Here is a 6,377-nt window from a genome sequence, read left to right as displayed (position 1 = left end):
ATCCGTGGTGCGGGGCATGACTGCATTCTGAGGCAATTTTTCTTTCGGACTTCCGGTGGCGCCATTGTGTCGGGCTGTCGGATTCCGCCGAGAGGCCTGTCAGGGCCTAGATTGAGAACCATGAACGATCGCGATCGGGGACAACAGGCACGGCGCGGACGCGGCCGAGGTAGCGCAGAGAGTCGGCCCGCGGGGCCGCCACTGCCCGATGACGTCGCCGCGTCGGATCTTGACCCGGAGGTCAGACGGGACCTTCTGACGCTCGACAAGGCTAATGCCGATCGGGTGGCGCGCCACTTGGTCATGGCGGCCCAGCTTCTCGACTCCGATCCGGAACTGGCGCTGGCGCACGCTCGTGCTGCGCGTGAACGCGCCTCGAGGGTCGGGCTGGTTCGCGAGACAGCGGGTATCGCCGCGTACAACGCCGGTGAGTGGCAGGAAGCGCTCACCGAATTGCGTGCGGCTCGCAGAATCAACGGGGGTACTGCACTCCTGCCTCTGATCGCCGACGCGGAGCGTGGGCTCGGACGGCCGGAACGGGCCATTGAGATCGCGCGCAGCGAGGAAGGGCGTTCGCTGACCGGCGACGAGGCCACCGAGATGCGCATCGTCGAGGCCGGTGCTCGTATCGATGCGGGCGAACCGGCGAAAGCCTTGGTGACGCTGCAGGCGGAGGATCTTGCGCCCGGTCGGACCGGCACGATGGCTGCGCGACTGTTCTACGCCTACGCGTCCGCGCTGCTCGCAGCCGACCGACGCGACGACGCCGTTACCTGGTACATGAACGCTGCAGCGGCTGATGTCGACGATGCGACAGATGCCGAGTTCCGCTTGATGGAACTGTCGGGGGAGATGAATCCCGCTCCAGAGTCCGACGCGGGAGCAGGTCCGCAGCCAGACAGACAGAACCCCGTTGACCTGAAGGGTGCCCTCGAGGAAGCATCCGTCGACGAGAGCGCTGCAGTCGAGACAGATGGCGCTGTCGGTGACAAATCCATCCGGGAGAGCGTTCCTGACGTCGGTCACGATGCAGATGCTCGTGTCGAGCGTGGCGTTGACAACTCGGGGCCGGGAGCGAGTGAACACCACGCGTCGGCTGAGTCCGCCGCCGAGGCGCCGGTGTCGAGCGAACGGGAATCGTCCGGTGTCGAGCCGCAGGCACCGCCGGAAGGCGCCCTTGCCGATCGCTACGAGGCTCTTCTCCTCGATCTCGACGGCACGGTGTTCGCGGGTAAGCAGCCGACGCATGGTGCTCGAGAAACCCTCGACGCGCTCGATCTGCCGCAGATCTTTGTGACGAACAACGCGAGTAGACGGCCGAGTGAGGTTGCGGCGCATCTGGATTCGATGGGATTCTCGGCGAGTCCGGACCAAGTGGTGACGAGCGCGCAAAGCGCTGCCCGTTTGCTGGCCGAACACGTGGAGCCGGGATCGCGTGCACTCGTGCTCGGTACGGACGGGCTTGCTCAGGAAGTACGCGAGGTCGGCGTCGGAGTCGCGAGGAGCGCCGACGACCGTCCGGCAGCCGTCATCCAGGGATTCTCGCCCGACACCACCTGGTCGTCGTTGTCGGAGGCCGCGCTTGCGATCCGCGCGGGGGCCCTGTGGATCGCCACCAACACCGACGCCACCCTGCCCTCCGAGCGTGGGCTCCTGGTCGGAAACGGGTCGCTCGTCGCCGCGGTGGCGAACGCCACCGGCGCAGAGCCTCTGGTTGCGGGCAAGCCGGCCGCGCCACTGATGTCGGATGCGATGAAGCGCAGCGGTGTCACCAACCCACTGGTGGTCGGCGACCGGCTCGACACCGACATCCAGGGTGCTCACTCGGTGGGTCTCGACAGTGCGCTTGTCCTGACCGGTGTGAGCACTCCGAAGGATCTTCTCCTCGCACCACCCGAACAGCGTCCTTCGCACGTGATCGATGATCTGACCGGACTGCTCGACGCTGAGGAGAGGGTCCGCATCGCCGCCCAGCCGGGCTGGAGCGTCGAAGTATCGGGTTCGACGATCACAATCGACACACATCGAGACGAACCCGAGTACACGTCGATGCTGCCGGCTCTCGCCCATGCGACGTGGGCGCTACTCGATGGCCACGACGTCGACTCGGAGTCGGTCGACGCCGCCGATGTGACCATTACCAGCGACAATGCACACGTTCGAGCACACATCGGCACACTCGGTGTCGGTGACCTGCGCTAGCGTGGTCGTGTCATGAACAGCCAGCAACAGCGCCCCCCGGTACCCGGTCCACACCTCATGCCCGGAACGCGTCCGACGGCACCCGACGCGCCTCCCGCGCCGCAGATACCGGTCGCGGAGACGGTTCAACCGCTGCTCGACGAGGTCGACCGTATTCGTCAGCAGGCTGGAGACACTTTCGATCTGGCCGCGTTGGCCCGACAGAGCGAATTGCTCGAGAAGGCCCATGATGTCCTCACCGCCGCGTTGGCCGAGGTCGATCCCCGATGATGGGTCGAGCGTCAATGCTCGCCGACCGTCCGAAGGTGCGCTGAGTGGCTACTCGCGCCAGGCTGGACGCCGAGTTGGTCCGCCGAAAACTCGCTCGCTCGCGTGAGCAGGCTCGTGAGCTGATAGAGGCTGGTCAGGTCAGCGTCAACGGGGTGCTCGCGGCAAAACCGGCCACAAACGTATCCCGCGACACCCCCATAATCGTCGCCGACGACGTGCACCGCGACGATTGGGCGTCACGCGGAGCGCACAAACTCCTCGGTGCACTCGAACGATTCGAGCCGCAGGGCCTGACCATCGCGGGCAAGCGGTGCCTCGACGCCGGCGCGTCGACCGGGGGTTTCACCGATGTCCTTCTCCGCCGTGGAGCGGTTCAGGTCGTTGCGGTTGATGTCGGCTATGGGCAGCTTGTGTGGCGGCTGCAAAGTGATGAGCGGGTCGATGTGCACGACCGCACCAACGTTCGGCACCTGAGTGCCGCCGACATCGGCGGGCCTGTCGACATCGTCGTCGCCGACCTCTCGTTCATCTCGCTGTCGTTGGTGCTGCCTGCATTTGCCGCCAGTGTCCGACCTGGCGCCGACCTGCTACCCATGGTCAAACCACAGTTCGAGGTCGGGAAGGACAGAGTCGGTACCGGTGGTGTCGTGCGCGATCCCGAGCTGCGGGCAGAAGCCGTTCACCGTGTCGCACGCGATGCCGCGTCGCTGGGCCTTGTGACGAAGGGGGTGGTCGCGAGTCCATTGCCAGGACCATCGGGCAACGTCGAGTACTTCTTGTGGCTCACCTACCAGCCCACCGACCACCACACACGGCCCGATACCTCTCCGAACGATACTGTCGAGGAGAATGGTGAAGGTGCAGACGATGTCGCCGGGCCGCCCGACGATGCCCAGCCTGACGGTGCCCAGCCCGACGATGCACGGTTGTGGGGGATGATCCACCGTGCCGTCGACGAAGGACCTCGCTGAACGCCCCCTATCGGGAACTGTGAAAGGAACAAGGTGATCGACGAATCGGTGGTCGCCACGTCCGGTCAGCGCGAGTTCATGGTGGTGGCGCATACCGGACGCGCGGTGGTGACCCGCACGGTCGAATCGATTGCACGCCACTGTGCTGCGGCGGGCGTCGGGCTGCGCATCATCGACCACGACCTCACGGCCGACAATCCTGCGACCGAAGACGACGTCGACCAGGGCGAGCGAAATGACGAGACTGATCACAAGGGCACCTCGCATGGCGATGCTGCTGATGGCGACCGGGGTCGGAGGCGGCCGCCGAGTCACCCGCTCGACATCGAGGGGCTTCGCGAACTCGGTGCCGACGTCACTGTCGCGCACGGGGAGCCGGAGTCGGCCGTCGGGTGTGAGGTGGTCATCGTTCTCGGCGGCGACGGTACATTCCTGCGTGCGGCAGAACTCGCGTATCCGGCAGGCGTCCCGGTACTCGGGATCAACCTCGGACACATCGGCTTTCTCGCCGAGGCGGAAGCCAATCGCATCGACGACGTGATGGCGCAGCTCATCTCGCGCGACTACCGCGTCGAACCGCGAATGACGCTCGACATCTCGATCAGTCACCCGGCCCGACCCGGGGAGGTGCGTCGCAGCTGGGCGCTCAACGAGGTCGCGGTCCTCAATCGAACGAACAACGGCGTGCTCGAGCTGGTGACCGAGGTCGATGGTCGGCCCGTGTCGGCTTTCGGAGCTGACGGCGTACTCGTGTCGACGCCGACGGGGTCGACAGCCTATGCCTTCTCCGCCGGCGGACCCGTGATGTGGCCCGATCTCGAAGCGATACTGGTCGTCCCCAGCAATGCCCACGCGTTGTTCGCCCGACCGATGGTCACCAGCCCGCGTTCGCAGATCGCGGTGGAGATCGACAAGCAGGGACGGTCGGCGATCGCACTGTGCGACGGCCGACGCCAGATCTTCGTCCCGGCAGGCGGACGTGTCGAAGTGGTCCGCAGCGACCGTTCGGTGCTGTGGGTACGTATCGATTCAGACCCGTTCGCCGACCGGCTCGTGACGAAATTCGACCTGCCGGTGACCGGCTGGCGCGGACGACAGGGTGAGGGGAAGTAGTGCTCGAAGAGCTGTCGATCTCGGGCCTGGGTGTCATCGACAAGGCTTCTGCACAGTTCAGTCCTGGTTTCACCGTCCTGACCGGCGAGACCGGTGCTGGCAAGACGATGATCGTCACCAGCCTGCGTCTGCTGTCGGGCGCGCGAGCCGACGCCGGGCGGGTGCGTTCGGGGAGTCAGAAGGCAACCGTCGAAGGTCGTTTCCGTGTCGCCGAGTCCGCGGACGACTCCACGCGCGCCGCAGTCGCCGAAATCGTCGAATCCGCCGGGGCAGAACTCGACGACGACGGTTCGGCCATCGCGGTGCGCACCGTCGGATCCGATGGTCGCTCGCGTGCGCATCTCGGCGGCCGATCGGTACCGGTCGGTGTCATGGGCAGGTTCACCGGCGCGCTGTTGACGATCCACGGCCAGAACGATCAGTTACGTCTACTGCGGCCCGACCATCAACGCGAGGCACTCGACAGCTTTGCGGGCGACAAGGCGGCGACGGCGCTGGGCCGCTACCGCACAGCGCGTGAGAAGTGGGTCGCAACACTCGACGAACTCGACGCTCGACGCGCCAACCATCGTGAGCTCGCACAGGAAGCCGACCGACTGCGTTTCGGCATCGATGAGATCGCAGCCGTCGACCCGCAGCCCGGCGAGGACGACGCGCTCGCCGACACCATTCGTCGGCTCTCGGATCTCGAGTCGATCCGCTCCGCCGCCGCCGGATCACACGATGTGGTCGCAGGCGACGCCGGCTCACTGATCGACGGGCTCGGGCAGGTTCGCTCCCTGCTCGAGTCCGCGGGCGACGCACAACTACGAACACTGGCCGGACGGGTGTCAGAGACACTGACCGTCGTCACCGACATCGGCGACGAACTCTCATCGTTTCTGTCCGGGCTGCCCACCGATGCCGACGAACTCGAGAAACTACTCGCCCGCCAGGGTGAGCTGAAGGCTCTCGTCCGCAAGTACGCCCCGGACATCGACGGCGTCATCGAATGGCGCGCAACGGCCGAAAGCCGACTTGCCGAGATCGATGATCCGCAGGGGTCGATCGACGAGCTCGAGGCCGCCGCAGCCTCGGCGCGGGCCGACGTTGAGTCGGCCGCATCGACCCTCCGATCCGTTCGTCGCAAAGCGGCCAAATCCATGTCGGTCAAGGTCTCGGCCGAACTCGCGGGTCTGGCGATGGGCGATGCCGCACTGTCGGTGAACGTCACCGACGACACCGCGGGTGTTGAGGACCGATTGGCCATCACCGTCGATGGCGTCACCTCTCACGCGGGTGCAGAAGGCGCGGACCGCGTCGAATTCGCACTCGTCGCGCACACGGGAGCCGACCCCCTGCCGATCGCGAAGTCGGCGTCGGGTGGCGAACTGTCTCGCTTGATGTTGGGGCTTGAAGTGGTCCTCGCGGAGCCGACCTCGGGATCGGTCATGGTCTTCGATGAGGTCGACGCGGGGGTCGGTGGCCGGGCTGCGGTTGAGATCGGGCGTCGGCTCGCCGGTCTCGCACGGGCGCACCAGGTCATCGTCGTGACCCATCTCCCGCAGGTTGCCGCCTTCGCCGACAACCACCTGGTGATCGGAAAGACGTCGAAATCCGGGGAGCGGGCGCAGACCAGTACGGTTCGACCGCTCGATCGCGACGCCCGCATCGCCGAATTGGCTCGCATGCTGGCAGGACTCGGCGAATCCGACACCGGACGGGCCCACGCAGAGGAATTGCTCGCCACAGCCGAGTCGGAGAAGGCGCAGGTTTCCGAGCCGGCGGGCAAAGCTGCACCTGGGAAGGGCACCCGAAAGAAACGCTGAAACCGGTGATACT

General features: G+C 66.1%; 5 protein-coding genes. All 5 read left to right on the top strand.

All coding sequences use genetic code 11. The features are described from left to right. Positions 1 to 120 precede the first annotated feature (120 nt). The 5 genes from GOACH_RS21420 to recN are packed head-to-tail and all read left to right on the top strand — an operon-like array spanning position 121 to position 6,364. The gene (locus tag GOACH_RS21420) at positions 121 to 2,202 is read left to right on the top strand and encodes an HAD-IIA family hydrolase (protein WP_005179816.1); all 2,082 of its coding nucleotides are present in this window, start codon (positions 121 to 123) and stop codon (positions 2,200 to 2,202) included. Positions 2,203 to 2,214: 12 nt separating this feature from the next. Then, on the top strand, positions 2,215 to 2,472 hold the full coding sequence (locus tag GOACH_RS21415) for a hypothetical protein (RefSeq protein WP_040519430.1): 258 nt from the start codon (positions 2,215 to 2,217) through the stop codon (positions 2,470 to 2,472). Positions 2,473 to 2,516: 44 nt separating this feature from the next. Continuing rightward, positions 2,517 to 3,443 (top strand): TlyA family RNA methyltransferase, encoded by a 927-nt coding sequence (locus GOACH_RS21410; protein ID WP_040519429.1) that lies wholly within the window; start codon positions 2,517 to 2,519, stop codon positions 3,441 to 3,443. 33 nt (positions 3,444 to 3,476) lie between these two features. Next, on the top strand, positions 3,477 to 4,556 hold the full coding sequence (locus GOACH_RS21405) for an NAD kinase (RefSeq protein WP_005179813.1): 1,080 nt from the start codon (positions 3,477 to 3,479) through the stop codon (positions 4,554 to 4,556). Beyond that, the gene (gene recN, locus GOACH_RS21400) at positions 4,556 to 6,364 is read left to right on the top strand and encodes a DNA repair protein RecN (RefSeq protein WP_005179811.1); all 1,809 of its coding nucleotides are present in this window, start codon (positions 4,556 to 4,558) and stop codon (positions 6,362 to 6,364) included. Before GOACH_RS21405 ends, recN begins: the two co-directional genes overlap by 1 nt. The last annotated feature ends 13 nt before the right edge of the window (positions 6,365 to 6,377 follow it).

The sequence above is a fragment of the Gordonia aichiensis NBRC 108223 genome (assembly GCF_000332975.1).
In the GTDB taxonomy this organism is placed as follows: Bacteria; Actinomycetota; Actinomycetes; order Mycobacteriales; family Mycobacteriaceae; genus Gordonia; species Gordonia aichiensis.
The sequence above is the reverse complement of the archived record's forward strand: the minus strand, read 5'-3'. Positions and strand labels throughout refer to the sequence as shown.